Below are 17,017 nucleotides of genomic sequence, written 5' to 3'. Positions count from 1 at the left end.
AGCCACTGTGGAACAAAGGAAGCGGCCCGGACGTACGCCCGCTCCTTCCGGACGTACGTCACGGCCCCGGCAGGCCGAGGTGGCCCGGCTCGCGGGAGTGTCCCAGGCGACCGTGTCCCTGGTGCTCTCCGCAAAGCCCGACGCCAAGGGACGCACCATCTCCGAGGAGACACGGGGACGGGTCCTGGAGGCGGCCCGCAGCCTGGGCTACGTGCCCGATCCGGCCGCGCGACGGCTGGCCGCCGCCCGCAACAACCTCCTCGGCGTGTTCAGCTTCACCGCCACGTTCCCGACCGATGTGCAGCACTCGTACTACCCCTTCCTGGTCGGCGTGGAGCGCGAGGCGGCCGCACTCGGCTACGACCTGGTGCTGTTCACCGGGTCGAGCACCGGCGGTGCGGGGGCCGCGGGTCCCGACACCCTGAGCCGGGTCCGGCTCGCCGACGGCTGTCTCTTCCTCGGTCGGCACACACCCCGGGCGGAGCTCAAGCGGCTGGTCGAGGACGGTTTCCCGGTCGTACACCTGGGCCGCCGCGAGGAGTTGGAGGGCGTGGCATGGGTGGGCGCGGACTATGTCGAGGCCACGCGTGACGTCGTGGGCCGTCTGTCCGGGTTGGGGCATCGGCGGATGGTCCTCGTCCGTGAGGACGACGACGCGCCCGCTTCGGCGGACCGTCAGCGCGGCTTCCTGGAAGGGCTTCAGGAAGCAGGTCTCCCCTCCGGCCCCACGACCGTCTTCCGGTCCGCGGACCCACATCGGCAGCTCACACCCGAACGACTGCGTGCCTGGGCGGATGAAGGGGTGACGGCCTTCGTCGCGGAGGAGACCGACACCGGGGCGGCCTGGCGTGCCTTGCTCTCCGCCGTGCGCGCGGCGGGCCTCGACTGCCCCGGAGAGGTGTCTCTCGCCCTGCTCGGCAGCCCGCCCGCCGACCTGGCCGGTGAACCCGAACCCACCGGATTCGACATCCCCCGGCCGCAGTTGGGCGCCGCGGCCGTGCGACTGCTGTCCGCGCTCGTCATGGGCGAGGAGGCGCGAGAACCGCTTGTCGGCTGCGTCTTCCGTCCGGGCCTGACGGCCGGACCGCCGCGTACCCGTTCCTGAGCACGGTCCCCACAGAGCCCCCAAGAACCCGAAACAGCAGCTAGGAGAAGCGTGATACCCGAACCCGACATCCTCGTCGTGGGCGGCGGTCTCGGTGGCGTGGCCGCCGCACTCGCCGCCTGCCGGGCAGGACGCAGCGTCGTGCTCACCGAGGAGACGGACTGGATCGGCGGCCAGCTCACCAGCCAGGCCGTACCGCCCGACGAGCACCCGTGGGTCGAGCGGTTCGGCACCACCGCCTCCTACCGGCGGCTGCGCGAGGAGATCCGGCGGTACTACCGGCACTGGTACCCGCTGCGGGCCGAGGCCTCGACGCTCACCGATCTCAACCCGGGAGCGGGCCGCGTCAGCAAGCTCTGCCACGAACCCAAGGTCGCCCTCGCCGTCCTGGAGGGCATGCTCGCGCCCCACCGTGCAGCGGGGCGGCTGACCGTACTCACCGAGCACCGGCCGATCTCCGCCGAGTCTGACAACGATGTCGTACGGTCGGTGACGCTGAAGGACCTGCGCGCCGGGACGCATCGCGTCCTCACCGCCCGTTACGTCCTGGACGCCACCGAGACGGGCGAACTCCTCCACCTCGCGGGCGTGGAGCACGCGAACGGGGCCGAGGCACGCGCGGAGTTCGACGAGCCGCACGCCCCGGACGAAGCTCAGCCCCTCAACCAGCAGGGCATCACGGTGTGTTTCGCCCTCTCCCACCACGAGGGCGAGGACCACACGATCGACCGTCCGGAGGACTACGGCTTCTGGCGCGGCTACCGGCCCTCGTTCTGGCCGGGCCCGCTGCTCGGCTTCGAGGCACCCGACCCGCGCACGCTGGAGCCGGTGGAGCGGACCTTCGTACCGAATCCCGTTCACGACCCGCTCAGCGTGTCCGCCGACCAGAGCGCCGACGCCGGCGACAAGGAACTGTGGGGCTTTCGCCGCATCCTCGCCCGCAAGCTGCACTCCCCCGGCGCCTTCGATTCCGACATCACGCTCGTCAACTGGCCGCTCAACGACTACTGGCTCAAGCCGTACATCGGCCAGGAGGCCGAAGCGCTGCGCGGAGCACGGCAGTTGTCGCTGTCGCTGCTGTACTGGCTACAGACCGAGGCACCGCGCGCGGACGGCGGCACCGGCTTCCCGGGCCTGCGGATCCGCCCGGACGTGACCGGCACGGCGGACGGTCTGGCCAAGGCGGCGTACGTCCGCGAGTCGCGCCGCATCAAGGCGGTCACCACGGTCACGGAGCATGACGTGGCGATTGACCTGGTCGGCGCCTACGGCGGCACGCGGCACCGCGACTCGGTGGGTGTCGGCAGCTACCGCATCGACCTGCATCCCTCGACCGGCGGCGACGGCTACATCGACATCGGGTCCGTGCCGTTCGAGATCCCGCTCGGCGCGCTCGTGCCGCGCCGGGTGCGCAATCTGCTGCCCGCCGGCAAGAACATCGGCACCACCCACATCACCAACGGCTGCTACCGGCTCCACCCGGTGGAGTGGAACGTCGGCGAGGTCGCCGGTGCCCTGGCCGCGCACTGCGTCGCCGAGGACGTGGAGCCGCACCAGGTGCAGGCCGAGGACAAGCGGTTCGAGGAGTTCGCGCGGCTGCTCGACCGCGACGGAGTGCAGCGCCACTGGCCGGACGTACGCGGCTACTGAACACACCACGTGTGGACGGGAGTTCGGGCGGGGCGGCTCCACCCGCCCCGCCCGGTGACCGCCCGCGCGAACCGATCCAGCACAAGGAGGTGCCCGGACATGAACACACACCGCATCCGCGTCGGCATCGACGTGGGCGGAACCTTCACCGACGCCGTGGCCGTGGACGCCACGACCCTCGAACTCCTGGGGCAGGTCAAGGTCCCCACCAGCCACCATCACGAGGACGGCGTCGCACACGGCATCGTCGAGGCGCTCGACCGGCTGCTGGAGCAGACCGGCTGCGCCCCGGCCGATGTCGCCTTCCTGGCGCACGGCACGACCCAGGCTACCAACGCCCTCCTGGAGGGCGATGTGGCGACCGTCGGACTGATCGGCATCGGGACCGGCCCCGCGGCGGTGCTCACCCGCCGCCTCGCCGCGCTCGGAAAGCTCGAACTCGCCCCCGGCAAAAGGCTTCCGCTCGCCTACGCGCATGTCGCCGACCCCCAGGACACGGCAGCCGTCCGCAGCGCCGTCGAGGAGTTGAAGGGCGAGGGCACTCAAGTCCTCGTCGCCAGCCAGCCGTTCAGCGTCGACCGGCCCGAGGGCGAGCAGGCCGTGCTGGACGCGGCACGGCCGTACGGGCTGCCGATGACCGCCGCGCACGAGATCACCTCGCTGTACGGGCTGCACAAGCGCACCCGCACCGCCGTGGTCAACGCGGCGATCCTGCCCCGCATGCTGGCCACCGCCGACCTCGTCGACGCCTCCATCACCAAGGCGGGCGTGACCGCGCCGCTGATGGTGATGCGCTGCGACGGCGGTGTGATGGCGCTCGGCGAGATGCGCCGCCGGCCGCTCCTGACGGTCCTGTCGGGACCGGCCGCCGGAGTCGCGGGCGCGCTGATGCAGGAGCGGGTGAGCGAGGGCGTCTTCCTGGAGACCGGCGGCACGTCGACCGACATCAGCGTCGTACGCCGCGGCAAGGTCGCCGTCCGGCACGCCACCATCCTCGGCAAGACCTCGTATCTGAGCGCCCTCGACGTGCGCACCGTCGGTGTCGGCGGCGGCTCCATGGTGCGGATCGGCGAAGGCCGGGTGACGGGCGTGGGACCACGCAGCGCCCACATCGCGGGACTGCCGTACGCCTGTTTCGCCTCTGCCGACCAGCTGCGCGACGCGCGCGTGGACACCGTCCGGCCCATGGACGGCGACCCCGCCGACTACGCCGTGCTCGACGCGGCGGGCGGGCGGTTCGCCGTCACCATGACCTGTGCGGCCAATGCCCTCGGCCGCGTCCCCGAGGGCGACTTCGCCCGCTGCGACCCCGAGAGCGCGCGTGCCGCGATCGCGCCGCTGGCCGCCGTGCTCGGCACCGACGTCGCGACCGCGGCCGCGCGGATCCTCGACGCGGGCATCGACCGGGTGAAGACGGTGGTGGACGCCATGATCCGCGACTACCGGCTCGACAAGGACACGGCGATTCTCGTCGGTGGAGGCGGCGGTGCCGCGTCCGTCACCCCGCACCTCGCCGAGACCAGCGGCATGGAGGGCCGGATCGCCCGCCACAACGAGGTCATCAGCCCCATCGGGGTCGCCCTGGCGCTCGTACGGGAACAGATCGAGCGGATCGTGCCCGGCGCCACGCAGGAACAGATCCTCGCCGTCCGGGCCGAGGCGGAGCGGGCGGTCGTCGCCCAGGGCGCCGCCGCCGAAGGCGTCGAGGTCGAGGTCACCGTCGACCCGCAGACCAACACCGTGCGCGCGGTCGCCACCGGCGCCACCGAACTGCGCACCCAGGACCGGTCCCACCGAGCCGACGACACCGAGCGCCTGCGTGCAGCGGCGGCCAGTCTCAAGACCGACCCCGCGGCGGTCCACGTCCTCGCGGGCACCGCCGCCCACACCGTCTACGGCACCGAGACGCGCCGCCGCCTGCGGCCGGCCCGCCGCCCCATACGGATCGTCGACGTGGACGGCGTCGTACGCCACCACGCCGCCGACGCCCGCGTGGAGACCACCACCGCGGCCGGCGCCCCAGAGGTGCTCGCCCGGCTGGTGGGCGAGTCCACCTCGTACGGCGACGGCGGAGTACGCGCTCCCGCCCTGCGGCTGCTGCTCGGCTCCCGCATCGCCGACCTGTCCGGCGTCCTCGACCCCCAGCCACTGCTCGCGCTGGCCCACAGCGAGTTGCGCACCCGCGCAGCCGACGAGCCGGTGGTCGCAGTTCTGGAGGTGCGGTCATGACAACCACCGAACCCACCCTCCAAGACCGGGAGTTGACGGATCCTGCGTCCGTCGACGACGTTGAATGGGCCGTCCGGCTGCTGGCCGCCACCCCCACCCACGAGGGTCGTGACCGCGAGCTGTTGCGCCGATGGGCATGTAGGGCCGATGAGTTCGGGTCTCGGCTCGCTCCCGTCCCGTCCACCGCCCGCGTTGTCGAGCGGGACGGCGGGCTGGAGCGGATGCTGCTCGCCCGCTACACGTCGCGGCCCCCGACGATCGAGCTCTACACCGACACGCTCGCCCTCGCCGAGGAGCTGGTCGACGCCCGCGGCTGGCGGGCCTGGTACCCGCCGGGCTCGGTGCGCGCGGCCGCGCTGGCCCACGAGGCCGTGCACGCCTACTTCCACCACGGCTCGGCGAAGGCCGCGCTCAAGCAGGCGCTCAACCACACCGTGCTGCGCGTCGGACGCCTCCGCATGGCCGGCCATGTCGCCGGCGCCGAGGAGGTCGCCGCGCACGCCTACGCCCGAACCGTCTGCGGACTCGGCCGCAGCCCCCTGCTCCTCACCGCCGCGCTCGGTGCGGCGCTCACCCCGCCCGGAAGAGAGAACTGACCCATGGGTGTCGTCATCCTTCTCGTCATGGCGGCCGGCGTCGCCCTGATGCTCACCCGGAGACTGCCCACCGCCTTCGCGCTGGTGCTGCTCGCCGTCGTCATCGCCTTCCTCGCCGGGGCCCCGCTCACCGGCGAGAACAGCGTGCTGGACACCGTTCTCCAGGAAGGCGCGCCGGCCCTGGCCGCCACCATGATCGCGATCATTCTGGGGTCCTGGCTGGGCAAGCTCCTCGACGAGACCGGTATCGCGGGCACACTCGTCCGCAAGATCGTCGAGTTCGGCGGTGACCGCCCGACCGTGGTGGCCCTCGGCGTCCTCGCCGTGTCCGCACTCGTCGGAACGGTCACCGGATCGGCACCCGCCGCCATGCTCGCCGGCATCATCGGCATCCCCGCCATGATCGCCGTCGGTGTGCCCAAGGTGACCGCCGCGGGCACGGTGCTGATGGGCATCGCCGTGGGCATCCCCTTCGAGCTGCCGGTGTGGCAGTTCTTCTCCACCGCGCTGGAACTGCCGATCCCGACCGTGCGCGGTTTCATGGTGAAGCTCTTCCCGTTCGCGCTGGCGGCCGCCCTCGCGTACGTCCTCGTCGAGACTCGACGGCGTGGCACCGAGCACACCTGGTCGCTCAAGTCCCTTGAGCCGAAGCCCCGTTCACGGCGTGAGGAACTGGGTGACGCGCCCTGGTACGCGCTGCTCGCCCCCGCGGTCCCGCTCGTCCTCGCCCTGGGCTTCGAACTAGCCATCATCCCCTCGCTGTTGGCGGGCGTCCTGTACGCACTGGTCACCACGACCCGGCCCGGCGGGATGAACAAGCGGCTGCTGCGCACCCTGTACGGCGGCTTCGAGGTGGCAGCCCCGCCGATCACCCTGTTCGTCGCCATCGGCATCCTGCTCGCGGCCGTGAAACTGCCCGGCGCCGTCGACGCGCTCGAACCGCTCGTCAAGTCCGTCAGTCCGCAGAACCCCGTGCTGTTCGTCCTCGTCTTCACGCTCCTGGTCCCGCTGTGCCTCTACCGCGGCCCCCTCAACGTGTTCGGGCTCGGCGCCGGTATCGCCGGCGTCCTCATCGCCACCGGCATCTACCCCGCGGCCGCCGTCCTCGGCATGACCACGTCGTACAACCAGGTCTTCGGGGTCGCCGACCCCACCAGCACTCAGACCGTGTGGAGCGCCCAGTACGCGGGCGTCACTCCGCAGCAGGTCATGGTGCGCACCCTGCCGTACGTCTGGGCGGTCGCCCTCGGCGGCCTGTGCGTCACCGCCGCCACCTACCTCTGAACCGCCGGCCCGTCCGGGCCGCGACGACCATCTGGCATTGGAGCCGACCATGCACGAGCCCCACCTCGACCGGCGTCTCTTCCTGCGCGCCACCGCCGCCACCGGAGCCGCCCTCACCGTCGGGACGGCCCTGGGCGCCCAGCCCGCGGCCGCGGCGCCCGGCGGATTCCCCGACTACACGTACGTCCGCACCCTTCTGACGCCGTCTCAGCTGAAGTACAACCCCACCGGCGAGATCATCTTCCCCTGCATCCGAGGCGTCTACGACAAGCTGAGCTCCCCGCTCGGCCGCTACTACCTGTACTACGCGCCGCACGACGCGCCCGGTGGGATCTGCCTGGCCTACGGCAACTCGCTGGAAGGGCCGTTCACGGAGTACCCGTCGAACCCCATCGTCCGCAACAACTGGTCCCCGCACTACTCCGTCAGCCATGTCTCGTCCCCCCACGTGCTGTGGAACGCGGACGCCAGGGAGTTCTGGCTGTACTTCCACGGCGAGAACACCACGACCCGCCTCGCCCGCTCGACCGACGGAATCCACTTCACGTACGACAAGGTCGTGCTGTCGGCATCCATGCTCCCGGCAGGAACCAACGAGACGTCGTACGCCCGGGTCTTCCGCCACGACCTGCCCTCGCACGGCGCCCGCTACGTGATGGTGTTCATGCTCAACAACACCACCAACCACCGTGACATCCACTGGGGTTGGTCCGCCGACGGCCGAACCTGGGCCTACGACCAGCAGCCGCTCATCCGGCACGGCGACGTCGGCGCCGTCAACGTCGGCGGCCCACACCTTCTCTACCGCAACAACAGCACCTACGTCGTCTACAACAAGGACAAGGAGAGCGGCGGCGACATCATGATCACCGAGGTCGGCAACGACTTCACCAAGCGCAACCACCTCGGCGTCTTCTACAACTCGCGCAGCGCGGCCCCGGAGAACGGGCGTGCCGCGGCACCCACCTTCGGCACCGACGGGGGCGTCCCGTACATGATCTACGAGGCGGGAGAGAGGCTCGCGGGGGTCATCGCGTTGGCCCGGGGCTGACCCGGCAGGTCGACTCCCCGGTGACGTCCGGAACGCGTCACCGGGGAGCGACCCGACGCCTCACCGCACCACCGCCTCCAGCCAGAACGCCTTGCCCTTCGAGGTGTTCTCGGACAGGTCGATCGGCAGTCCCTCGGTGCGCAGCCGCTCACCGGTGAACTCCCCCTTCACGGCGTGGGCCTGGCTGCCGTCGTCGTCGATCGTGGTGTCGGTGACGGTGTAGGTCGTACGGTCCTCCAGCCAGCGCACCTTCGCGTCGACCGTGGTCTGCGGTGTGCCGGCCGCGGTCGCGATGAGGAGTGCGGTGCGGCGCCGGGCGTCGGCCCACATCCACACGTACGGGCCCTTGCCGCTGTCCCAGTCCGTCGTGTCCCAGCCCTGGCCCAGGTACACCGGCAGGAACTGGCCGTCCGTCAGGGCGGTGATCTCGGGCTGTCTGCGCCAGGCGTTGAAGACGCCCATCAGCTTCACCGCCGCCTCGGGCCACTTGGTCGCGTCGCCGGGGTCCTGGCCGAACTTGACCGCCCGGACGGCCATGTAGGAGTAGTAGTCCTCCATCCGGCCGGTCATCTTGCCGCCGTTCATGTACGTCGCCCCCATCGGCAGATGGCCGAACGCGGTGAGCGCCGTGCGCAGCGACAGGTCCTCGCCGGTGACGCCTCCGTTGGAGGTGTTCCAGCCGTTGTACGCGATGTGCAGCAGGCCGTTGTTGCGGTCGCCCTGTGTGGGCGCGATATCGAGTTCGCTGGTGAGCTTGGGCAGGTACTGAGGGTTCTTCGTCACCAGGTCGTTGAGCATCGACCTGGTGAGGACGGCCTTGCGATAGACGTTGTCGCCCGCGCGGGAGTAGGCGGTCGTCTGCTCGTTCTGCCAGTACTCGGTGAGGTCGATCATGTGCTGGGTGACGCCGTAGTCGTTGAGCAGCGTCTCGATCTGGGCTCTCTTGTGGGCGAGTTGGGCCGGGTCGGCGAGGTCGCGGCCCTTGAGATGGCCGTCGCCCGTCAGGGAGAACCACAGACCGAAGCCGAGTCCGTTGTCCTTGAGGGTCTTCGAGAGCGTGGCCAGGCTGGTGATGGACTTCTTCATGGAGTCGCTGGGTTCGATGGAGTCGCGCGTGGTGTTCCAGTAGTCGTCGAGCATCACCATGTCGAGGCCGGCCCGCCGGGTCTGCGGGATGACGGTGTCGTAGTAGTAGCCGGCGGGCAGTTCATGGCCCGGGCCGCCGCGGTAGTCCCAGTCGTTCTGGTGGAAGAGCGTGGTGGTGTGGTGGTACTTGAATCGCTTGCGGAAGTGCAGTTCGTCGGCCATCTTTCCGTCGACGACATCCCCCTTGAACACGGTCAGGTTCACCGCGAGGTACTCGAACTCCTCGCCGGGCAGCAGCGTCAGCCGAAGCGATTCGGGGTGCGTGTCCACGGAGACGGTGTCCTGCTGGTGCCAGGCGTTGATCCCCGCGAAGGGCGGCAGCATGTAGTCGGTCGGGTAGTTGCCGTTGCCCCGCTGCGTCTTCCAGTTGAGCTCGGGGCTCACACTCCAGCCGTGCCCGGTGTCGTACACGGTGAGGGCCTTCTTCGGCCAGGACCTGCCGACGGGTTCGGTGCTCAGCGAGCCGCGGGTGCTGAACCACTTCATGTTCGGGACGTAGTGCAGGGTGTGCGGCTGGTCGGGCAGCGGTAGGTCGATCACGGTGGAGCGGGTGAGGGTGAGTTCGCGGACCGCGTCCTCGTTGCGTACGAGGGTGAAGTAGCGCAGGCCCGCGTCACCGTCGTAGATCTCGAAGACCAGGGTGACGCGGAACGGGCGGGGCGTGGTTCTGTGCAGGGGGATGTGGATGCGCTCCCCGACCCGCCAGGACCTCTCCTTCGTGCGTACGGCGATGAGCTCCCTGGTCGTCGCTCCCAGCTGCCAGCCTCCGTCGTCCGCGCGCACGGTGTCGGCGCCGTCGAGTTCATGGGCGAAGAGCAACGAGGGGGCGCTCAGGTAGTCGCTTCCGGCCCGCTTGTTGAGCAGCCGCGTGAGCTGGATTCCGCCGTTCTGGTAGGTCACGGTGGCGCGCAGGGAGTCGTTTTCGAAGGTCCAGTCTCTGGATCTGCGGCGGATGGTGTCGGACACCGCGGCGGCGGACCGGGTGCCTGCCGCGAGGAAGGCGGCCGAGGCCCCGCCGAGGAAGAGCCGACGGCTCACAGGAGACATGGCGAAGATCACCTTTCGTCGGAGGGAGGCTCGGTACGGAGTTCAACGGGCGTGACGGCAAAGGCCCGTGGGCCGGGAAGGAGGCGGCCCCGGCAAGAAGCGGCCCGGTCAGGAGGCCTCCCGGGCAGGAACCGATCGAGCGCGGCGGACGCTGGGTCTTGTCATGACGTTGCCTCCAGGGACTGTGGCATTGACATCGTTGTCAGCAATCTGGGCAGTTGACCTCCCGGCAGTGCGTGCGAAGCAGCCGGCCAAAAGGCCATGGACCGACGTCCGCGGTCACCGGCCGGACATCATGACAACGTTTCCATCACGCCCCGGAAAGGCCCCGGGAAGAAGATCGCGGTGTGCGCATCATCGCCAGGAACTCTCCACCGGGCGGCCGACCGACATGGCACTGGAGCGCGGCCCAATGGACCGTGCGGGGTGAACGTCGGGCGGCTGCAAGCGCTTTCGTCACCTGAAAACCTAGGTGTCGTTCGACCGGCCGTCAACGGTGCCGCAGGAACTGCTCGATGGGGCCAGGGATGCGCGTGCGCCGATCGTCACGCGTGATCTGCCGGGTGCCGCGAGGGGTGCCGAGAGCCTTGACGCGCTCACGGTGCAGCCGCAAAATGACCAGACTCCTTGACAACGTTGTCGAAAGGGTTGCGTCGATGTCGCAGCACGCCGTGGGGTTCACCCGCCGTCGAGCCATGCAGCTGCTCGGCGCTTCCAGCATCGTGACCGGCCTCCCGCTCACCTCGGGTTCGGCCCGGGCCTCCGCCGCGACAGCCACGGCCGCCCCCGCAGAGGACCCCGTCTCCGACACGTACTACCGCGTCCTGCTCTCCCACACTCGATGGTCGGAAGGGCAATGGGACCCGGCCCAAGGCCACTACACCGACAAGGACTTCGGCTTCGCCGTCGTACTCGGCAACGCCGTGCTGCTGACCCGGGGCGCGTACGACGACGAGCGCGCCGGAGTCGACAAGGACACCCTGCGCACCAGGACCCTGGCCACGGTGAAGCACTTCGCGGCATCCAACCGGCTGGCCGGCGGCACCCAGTGGGGGCGGAAGCTGTTCTGGGACACCACGTTCCAGTCGTACTTCGTGCTCGCGGCCCGCCTGTTGTGGGACGACCTCGATGAGGCGACGCGCCGGGACGTGGACGCCATTGTCCGCGAACAGGCGCAGTACACCGCGCAGTTGGGCACGGGCGATGATCCCGACTCCGGTGACTGGACCCCGCATGGCCTCAGCGGGGGCTTCGAGGGCGACACCAAGCTGGAGGAGATGGGGGTCTACACCCAGTCACTGGCCCCCGGTCTGGCCTGGGCGAGCGACGATCCGCGGTACGGGGCCTGGCGCGACGCGTTCGGCCGGTGGGGCCGGAACGAGGCGGGCCTGCCGGCCGCCGATCTCGCCAACCCGGCCCGCGTGGACGGGGTCGCCGTCAGCGCGAACACCGCGCAGAACCTGTACGACACGTTCATCGTCGAGAACCACGGCTCGTTCGGCCCGCACTACCAGGAAGAGCTCTGGCGTACTTCGGGACGCAACAGCGCCCACTTCCTCCTCGCGGGCCGCGCCCTGCCCGAGGTGCTCACGGCGCAGCCGAATGCCGGGCCGCTGTGGCGCACCCTGCTCGGCGTGATGAGCGACGCGGGCGAGCCGCTGATGCCGATGGTCGCGGACCGCGAGCACCTCTACGGCCGGGACGTGATCCCGCTCGCCTTCCTGGCCCAGGTCGTCGGCGACCGGGCGGCGGCCCGCTGTGAACTGGCGCTGGCCGAGCGCCTGGAGGCGTATCAGGCGTACCCGCCGCAGTACCGCCTCGCGAAGTTCTCGGGCGAGCCCAAGTACGAGCCGGAGGCCCGGGCCGAACTGGCCATCAGCTACCTGCTGCACGAGTGGCGGGCCCGGTCGGGGCAGGCACCCGTGCGCCCCCTGTCGCAGCGCGAGCTCTTCGAGCAGGCGAGCGGCGTCACCGACCACGGCTCGGGTCCCGGCCTCGTCTCCCATCAGTCACCCGGCGCGTGGTCCGGTGTGGTCAGCAAGTCCGGCTTCGTGAAGTTCGCCTGGCAACCGGCCCATGACGACTGGCTGTTCGCACTAAGCGGTACGACACCGATGTTCCTGCCGAGCACCGGCGCCAAGGTCACCGGGCGTTCGGTCATCACGTACGCGACGCGGCTGCGGGACGGGTTCGACGGCAGCGCGAGCCTGCTCACACTGGACAGCGGGTACGCCGGGTTCACCACGTTGCCGTCGGGCGCCGTCGTGTATGCGACCTCCGGGACGGCCTACGGCGAGGGCCACTTGGAGGTGCGCAACCTGGCCATGCCCGGGATGCCGGGGCTGGACGGCCATCGCACCTATCGGGTGGCCGAGGGCAGCACCACGGTCGCGGCCGGGAGCGACGCCGGCACGTCCACCGGACCGCGCGTCGACGAACTCGCCTTTCCCCGCGGCCGGTTCCGCTTTCTGCGCATGCTCGGGGTGCGTCCCGACCCGGCGTACGGCTATTCGCTGTACGCCTTCGAGATACGTGACGGAGCGTCGGGCGGCGACCTGACGCGCGAGGCCGGGGTGGCAGCCTCCGCCTCCTCCTTCGACCCGGGCAAGGAGCCCGCGCTCGCCGTCGACGGTGACGCCACAAGCCGCTGGGCGGTGTCGCGCGCGGACCGTCCACGGGCGGACAGCTGGATCGCGGTCGACCTGGGCGCCTCCCGGGACGTGGACCGGGTGACGCTGCGCTGGGAGGCCGCGGCGGGCCGTGCGTACCGGCTGGAAGGTTCGGTCGACGGGCAGCAGTGGACCGCGCTGGCCGCCTGGCCGCGGCCGGACCTCACCAGCCGCGGCGGGTGGCTGGACGTCGACGGCCGCGCGGGGCTCGTCGTACGCGGCGGCGCCAACCCCCTCTCGGTGTACGGCGACACAGTCGTCCTCTCCGACGGACCGGCCGACAGCGTGCTGGTCGAGGCGCTCCCCGGCGCGACACCCGAGGAACTGCGTGCCGCGGCCGCCCGCACGACGCCGTCGACGGAGTCCGCGCAGGTGAAGGCGGCCCTCACCGACCACCACCTGAGCCTGTTCAACCTCTCTTCGGCCCCGGTGACCACCACCGTGACGATCCCGGGTTCGGCTGCCGAGGGAATCCGCCTCTACCAAGGCGTTCAGACCGTCACCGCATCGGGCACGGCCCTCCATGCCGAACTGCCCGCCGCCTCAGCCTCCCTGGCCCCTCCACGCATCGTCCTCTCCGGCGCCCGCATTCCCGAAGGGCTCCGCGCCGAGGTGCGCGACGGTCGCACCGTACGACTCACCGGGCCCTCCTGCCGCGTCACCGTCTCGGCGCAGGGCAAGAGCGTCGATGCCACGGTCCATGCGGGCCGTACGACCACCGTCACCGTGCCGCGCGGAACGGCGTATCCGCTCGCCGACCTGGCACTCGGCCGCACCGCCTTCCCGACCGCACCTCTGCCGCCCGGTATGACGGACCCCGGGGCCGCGGTCGACGGCGACGCGGGCACCGCATGGTCGCCCGGTCCCGCCGGCCGCATGGTCGTCGACCTGGGTGCAGAACAGCACATCACCGAGATCCGGACTCAGTGGCGAGGGGGCCGACCCCCGGCGTCCCAGGTCGAGTTCAGCCTGGACGGCCGTACGTACAGTGGCGCGGCGCGGCTGTCGGCGCGTGGCGTCCTGCGGACCGACAGCCGCGCCCGCTACGTGGCGCTACGGGTGATCACATCGGCCGCGCACCCTGCCTCACTCGTCGCTCTCACCATTGAGTAGGAGCGACCTGTTCAGCAGAAGCGCCGCCGGATCAGCGGCTCAGGAAACGAGTTCAGGTTCCTTGCGGTCCGCCGGTGCCGCCTTCTGAAGGCTGCTTCCTTCGACATCGAGGTCGGGCAGGATCCTGTCCAACCAGGCCGGCAACCACCAGGCACCCCGGCCCGCGAGAGCGAGTACCGCCGGTACGAGCGTCATACGGACGGCGAAGGCGTCGATGGCCACGCCGACGGCCAGGGCGAACGCGATGGGTTTGATGAGGGAGTCGTCCAGCGGGAAGAACCCGGCGAAGACGGTGAACATGATCAGGGCGGCCGCGGTGACGACCCGCACGCTGTGCCGCGCGCCGTCGACGACCGACTGGCGGGCCCGGCCGGTGTGGGCCCACTCCTCGCGCATCCCGGACACGAGGAACACCTCGTAGTCCATGGCCAGTCCGAACAGCACGCCGATCAGGATGATCGGCAGGAAGCTGACGACCGGACCGCTGTGGGGCACGTCGAGGACGTCGGCCAGCCAGCCCCACTGGAAGACGGCGACGACCAGACCGAGCGAGGCACCCACCGAGAGCAGGAAGCCGACGGCGGCCTTGACGGGGATGACCAGTGACCGGAAGACGATCATCAGCAGGAGCAGGCTGAGGCCGACGACGATCGCGACGAAAGGCAGCAGGGAGTCGCTGAGTCGGTTGGAGACGTCGATGTTGACGGCGGTGGTGCCGGTGACCGCGACCGAGGCGCCGGTGGTGCCACGGATCTCGGGCGCGGCCTCGCGGATGTCGCGGACGAGTCGGTCGGTACGGACGCTGTCGGGGCCGGAGGCGGGGAGGACGGTGATGACGCTCTGCGTCGGGTCGCCGGTGGGCTGGGGCGGCAGCACGGCCTCGACGTCCTTGAGGGTCCGCAGCTTCTGGGCGACTTGAGCGCCGGCCTGTGAACTCGCGGCAGCCGTACCGTCGTTGGTCTCGGCCAGGACGAGCAGCGGGCCGTTGAAGCCGGGGCCGAACTTGTCGCTGATCGTGTCGTAGGCCCTGCGCTCGGTGGAGGCGTGCGGCGCGGAGCCGTTGTCGGGAAGGGCCAGACGCAGGTCCAGGGCGGGCAGGGTGAGGGTCACCAGGATGCCCGCGACGGCGAGCACGGTCAGCAGCGGCTTGGCGATGACCCACTTCGTCCAGCGGGTACCCAGGGTGGTGCGGCCGGTGGAGCCCTCGGCGTCGGCGGCCCGCCGGGCGGCTCGACTGCCGGGCTTGGGTGCGAGCCGCGTGCCGGCGAATCCCGCGACGGCGGGGACGAGGGTGATCGCGGCCAGTACGGCGATGAGGACGGCTCCGGCGGCCCCGAGACCCATCGTGGTCAGAAACGGGATGCCGATGACGCTCAGCGCGGCGAGCGCGATGATCACGGTGGTACCGGCGAAGACGACGGCGCTGCCGGCCGTACCGACGGCCAGTGCGACGGACTCCTTCGGATCGGTGCCGCGGGCCAGTTGCTGGCGGTGGCGCGAGAGGATGAACAGGACGTAGTCGATGCCGACGGCCAGGCCCAGCATCAGGGCGAGGGTGACGGCCGTGGAGGAGATACTGACCGCGGGCGCGAGCGCGAGCAGCCCGGCCAGGCCGACTGCCACACCGATCAGCGCGGGCAGCAGTGCCATGCCGGCGGCCAGCAGCGATCCGAACGTGACGACGAGGACGAGCAGCGCCACGGCCACGCCGATGATCTCCGACGGGCCGACATGGACGCCCTTGCTGCCGAAGACGGAGCCTCCGACCGACGTCCGCAGGCCGTCCTTCTCCGCCCCTCGGGCCGCGTCCTCGATCGCGTCCACCGATGAGGTACGGACCTCCGCGACCTGCACGGGGTACTGGACCTGGACGATGGCCGTCGTCCGGTCGGCCGAGACGGCGCCGGAGGTCCGGGGGTCGAGGACGTCGCCGACCTGCGGCGCCTTCTTGGCTTCCGCCAGGGCCCGGGCGATGGCCGCCGTGTAGGGGGCATCGGTGATCCGGTGGCCCTCGGGTGCGGTGAAGACGATCTGGGCGCTCGCGCCCGAGGCTTCGGGAAGGGTCTTGCTCAGGCTGTCCAACGCGCGCTGCGACTCGGTGCCCGGCACCGAGAAGCGGTCGTCGAGCTTGCCGCCGAAGACGCTGACGCAGGTGATGAGCGCGGCCAGCACGAAGAGCCATACGCCCAGGACGAGCTTGCGGTGACGGTAGGCGCTGTGGCCCAGCCGGTGAAGCAGGACGGCCATGACGAACTCCCTCGAACGGTATCGATGGACCGACTTTATCACCCGCTCAAGTCGACCGACCTTATCGCTCGACCGTGATGCGCTCCTCATCCACGCACGCGGCTGACCACGGCGAAGGGCGCGCTCGTACGGTACGAGCGCGCCCTTCGCTGTTTCAGCTCACATCAGCTCACCGGCACGGGCACCAGCTCCAGCCGATCCCCGGCCATGGCCACCACCGCGGACACGAAGGTCTGAAGGCAGGTGTGCTCGGCCTTCTCGTCGGGGAGCGAGAGGTGCTGCATCGTGAGCCCGTCGAAGCCGGCGAGGAAGAACCGCGCGATCGTCTCGGCGGGCTGGGCGAGAGGTTGGCCGGTGCGTTCGGCCGCCTCGGTGATCAGCCTTGCGGTCACCTCGGTCACCCCCCGGTGATGGGCTTCGAGAGCCTCGCTCAGGGCCGGGGAGCGGAGCGCGAACATGGTCAGTTCCGTGAGGAGTTGATGGCTTGCGGGCTGGTCCCGCACCGTCCGCCACAGTGCGGCCGCCAGCGCACTCGCCGTCTCCTCGAAACCGCCGTCGGCCGGCGCGGCCCGCTCGACCTGTGCCACCAGATCCTGCGTGAGCTGCTCCATGACGGCGCGGTACAGCCCTTCCTTCGTGCCGAAGGTGTAGTGCACCGTGGCCTGGGCCACCCCCAGCTCGGCGGCGATGGCACGGGTGCTGCCGGCCGCGACGCCTTCCCTGGTCATGAAGTCGATGGCCGCTTTGATCAGCTGGGGGCGGCGCTCGGCCGCGGAAACGTGAGCCATGCCCCCATCGTATCGACTTAGTCCGATGAACAAGTCACCCGAACACGTCAGGCTTCGCGCAGACGGACTCCGTGGCGGCGGCGCGGCCGCTG

The 17,017-nt window shown here is 70.6% G+C and carries 10 protein-coding genes; 7 read left to right on the top strand and 3 right to left on the bottom strand.

The window, feature by feature from the left end:
- Positions 1-7 precede the first annotated feature (7 nt).
- From KCH87_RS37905 to KCH87_RS37880, 6 genes are all read left to right on the top strand, one after another.
- Positions 8-1,105 carry a LacI family DNA-binding transcriptional regulator gene (locus tag KCH87_RS37905; protein WP_308299013.1) on the top strand — a complete coding sequence of 366 codons (1,098 nt, stop codon included), beginning with the start codon at positions 8-10 and terminating at the stop codon, positions 1,103-1,105.
- A 51-nt stretch (positions 1,106-1,156) separates the two neighbouring features.
- Positions 1,157-2,755: an FAD-dependent oxidoreductase gene (locus KCH87_RS37900; RefSeq protein WP_210592407.1), complete on the top strand. Its 1,599-nt coding sequence runs from the start codon at positions 1,157-1,159 to the stop codon at positions 2,753-2,755.
- Between the two features lie 99 nt (positions 2,756-2,854).
- The gene (locus KCH87_RS37895) at positions 2,855-4,984 is read left to right on the top strand and encodes a hydantoinase/oxoprolinase family protein (protein ID WP_210592406.1); all 2,130 of its coding nucleotides are present in this window, start codon (positions 2,855-2,857) and stop codon (positions 4,982-4,984) included.
- Complete coding sequence (locus KCH87_RS37890) at positions 4,981-5,580, top strand: hypothetical protein (protein WP_210592405.1); 600 nt, start codon at positions 4,981-4,983, stop codon at positions 5,578-5,580. Before KCH87_RS37895 ends, KCH87_RS37890 begins: the two co-directional genes overlap by 4 nt.
- A 3-nt stretch (positions 5,581-5,583) precedes the next feature.
- Positions 5,584-6,864 carry a TRAP transporter large permease subunit gene (locus KCH87_RS37885; protein WP_210592404.1) on the top strand — a complete coding sequence of 427 codons (1,281 nt, stop codon included), beginning with the start codon at positions 5,584-5,586 and terminating at the stop codon, positions 6,862-6,864.
- Between the two features lie 49 nt (positions 6,865-6,913).
- Positions 6,914-7,915 carry a hypothetical protein gene (locus KCH87_RS37880; RefSeq protein ID WP_210592403.1) on the top strand — a complete coding sequence of 334 codons (1,002 nt, stop codon included), beginning with the start codon at positions 6,914-6,916 and terminating at the stop codon, positions 7,913-7,915.
- Between the two features lie 60 nt (positions 7,916-7,975).
- Here the strand turns inward: KCH87_RS37880 and KCH87_RS37875 are convergent, their stop codons facing one another.
- Positions 7,976-10,108, bottom strand: a complete 2,133-nt coding sequence (locus tag KCH87_RS37875) for a hypothetical protein (RefSeq protein WP_210592402.1) — start codon at positions 10,106-10,108, stop codon at positions 7,976-7,978.
- Positions 10,109-10,764: 656 nt separating this feature from the next.
- Here KCH87_RS37875 and KCH87_RS37870 point away from each other — a divergent pair.
- A complete protein-coding gene (locus KCH87_RS37870; RefSeq protein WP_210592401.1) occupies positions 10,765-13,890 on the top strand; it encodes a discoidin domain-containing protein in 3,126 nt (1,041 codons plus the stop codon).
- Between the two features lie 39 nt (positions 13,891-13,929).
- Here KCH87_RS37870 and KCH87_RS37865 read toward each other — a convergent pair whose 3' ends face one another.
- Together KCH87_RS37865 and KCH87_RS37860 are read right to left on the bottom strand one after the other, a co-directional pair.
- The gene (locus tag KCH87_RS37865) at positions 13,930-16,137 is read right to left on the bottom strand and encodes an MMPL family transporter (protein WP_210592400.1); all 2,208 of its coding nucleotides are present in this window, start codon (positions 16,135-16,137) and stop codon (positions 13,930-13,932) included.
- 164 nt (positions 16,138-16,301) lie between these two features.
- Positions 16,302-16,925 (bottom strand): TetR/AcrR family transcriptional regulator, encoded by a 624-nt coding sequence (locus KCH87_RS37860; RefSeq protein WP_210592399.1) that lies wholly within the window; start codon positions 16,923-16,925, stop codon positions 16,302-16,304.
- Between the last annotated feature and the right edge of the window lie 92 nt (positions 16,926-17,017).

Source organism: Streptomyces sp. GESEQ-35 (genome assembly GCF_017948485.1).
Taxonomy (GTDB): Bacteria; Actinomycetota; Actinomycetes; order Streptomycetales; family Streptomycetaceae; genus Streptomyces.
The sequence above is the reverse complement of the archived record's forward strand: the minus strand, read 5'-3'. Positions and strand labels throughout refer to the sequence as shown.

Bases quoted from the DNA above. Each gene is read 5' to 3' on its own strand.
- KCH87_RS37875 (WP_210592402.1), bottom strand. From the start codon at position 10,108: ATGTCTCCTGTGAGCCGTCGGCTCTTCCTCGGCGGGGCCTCGGCCGCC.
- KCH87_RS37860 (WP_210592399.1), bottom strand. From the start codon at position 16,925: ATGGCTCACGTTTCCGCGGCCGAGCGCCGCCCCCAGCTGATCAAAGCG.
- KCH87_RS37890 (WP_210592405.1), top strand. From the start codon at position 4,981: ATGACAACCACCGAACCCACCCTCCAAGACCGGGAGTTGACGGATCCT.
- KCH87_RS37870 (WP_210592401.1), top strand. From the start codon at position 10,765: ATGTCGCAGCACGCCGTGGGGTTCACCCGCCGTCGAGCCATGCAGCTG.
- KCH87_RS37885 (WP_210592404.1), top strand. From the start codon at position 5,584: ATGGGTGTCGTCATCCTTCTCGTCATGGCGGCCGGCGTCGCCCTGATG.
- KCH87_RS37880 (WP_210592403.1), top strand. From the start codon at position 6,914: ATGCACGAGCCCCACCTCGACCGGCGTCTCTTCCTGCGCGCCACCGCC.
- KCH87_RS37895 (WP_210592406.1), top strand. From the start codon at position 2,855: ATGAACACACACCGCATCCGCGTCGGCATCGACGTGGGCGGAACCTTC.
- KCH87_RS37865 (WP_210592400.1), bottom strand. From the start codon at position 16,137: ATGGCCGTCCTGCTTCACCGGCTGGGCCACAGCGCCTACCGTCACCGC.